Here is a 1,286-nt window from a genome sequence, read left to right as displayed (position 1 = left end):
GAGTTACTAGAAGAATACGATTTGAAAGTTGATGTTCAAGAGTTAGCAATTGTAAGTGAGCATATTTTTGAGTGGAAGAACGAAAAAGGACATCACTGTACATTGCTACATTGGGGAACTGTTGAAGAGATAATTACAAATGAAATAAGACATAAAGAACATGCGGATATTATATTAATATGGAAAAGTATAGAAGAGTTAAAGAATAAGCCCACATATCCTGACGGAATCGTAAGTTATTTAGAAGATAATAAACGTAATATAGTCCACTTTATTATTAAAGATAAATAGGTTAATAGAAGGGGGATAACAATGGGAAACTCTACTTTTTGGATTATTATTTTTGCTTTTTGTATAGCGGGCTATTTTTTCGATAAGTTTTTAAGAAAAAAACTGAATATGCCAAAGAGTGGTTTTTGGGGATATAAACATGTGAATAGTCTGCATGTAAAATTAGAAATAGGATTATTTATAATTTATTTAGTAACTAGTTTTATTTATATATATAAATTCGAAAACGCTAATATTGGATATGCTATTATTACCTATTTGGGGATAACATGGATTTTAAGAGCGTGGATGGAATGGAAGTATGATAGAGAGTCGAAAGAATTTATTTTTTCAATAATTGGACTAGTTTCATTTATAGTTATGTTCTTAATACTATTTTATCTCGTTCCACCAGCTGCATAATAAAGTGACTATTTAGAAGATAATAACTGTCATGTAATCCACTTTATTTTAGAAAATGCAACGTAGTAATAGGAGGAATGGAAATGGGAGCTTATACTGTTTGGATTATAATTATTGGAGTTGGTATAGGTGGCTATTTTTTAGAAGAGCTTTTACGAAAAAAGTTAAATATGGAGAAGTGAGGCTTCTTTGGATATAAACATGTAAATAGTTTACATGTAAAATTGGAAATAGGATTATTTTTTATTTATTTTATTGGTAGTATGGTTTATACTAACAACTTTGAAAATGCAAATGTAGGATATCCATTCTTCGCTTTTTTTGGAGTATTATGGACATTACGTGCATGGATGGAGTGGAAATATGATAGAGAATCGAAAGAATATATCATATCAATAATTGGCTTATTTACATTTTTTATTGCGATTTCATTGCTACTTTACTTCGATCCGTTTTCAGCGTAAAAGTAAGTCTATCGCAATAAATAAAAAGAGGGGATGAAATGGTTTGGAGTTAAATAAGATATTAGAACGAATTCGAGTGAAATCTGCAGAGCAATCACTACTAATAATAGGTATTGATGGTTGTGGCGG

2 protein-coding genes and 1 pseudogene are annotated in these 1,286 nt (G+C 29.7%); all 3 read left to right on the top strand.

Annotated features, from left to right (window positions below):
* On the top strand, positions 1-291 hold a 291-nt coding region (locus tag AC1DJR_RS30200), incomplete at its 5' end, for an NUDIX hydrolase (RefSeq protein ID WP_477004283.1).
* 21 nt (positions 292-312) lie between these two features.
* The gene (locus AC1DJR_RS30195) at positions 313-693 is read left to right on the top strand and encodes a DUF4181 domain-containing protein (RefSeq protein ID WP_477004282.1); all 381 of its coding nucleotides are present in this window, start codon (positions 313-315) and stop codon (positions 691-693) included.
* A gap of 83 nt (positions 694-776) precedes the next feature.
* Positions 777-1,157, top strand: a pseudogene (locus AC1DJR_RS30190) (DUF4181 domain-containing protein).
* The last annotated feature ends 129 nt before the right edge of the window (positions 1,158-1,286 follow it).

Source organism: Bacillus sp. 05T31, assembly GCF_056396725.1.
This window is presented reverse-complemented; position numbering and strand designations above follow the sequence as displayed.

Coding starts and splice junctions, on each gene's coding strand:
- AC1DJR_RS30195 (WP_477004282.1), top strand. CDS start 313: ATGGGAAACTCTACTTTTTGGATTATTATTTTTGCTTTTTGTATAGCG.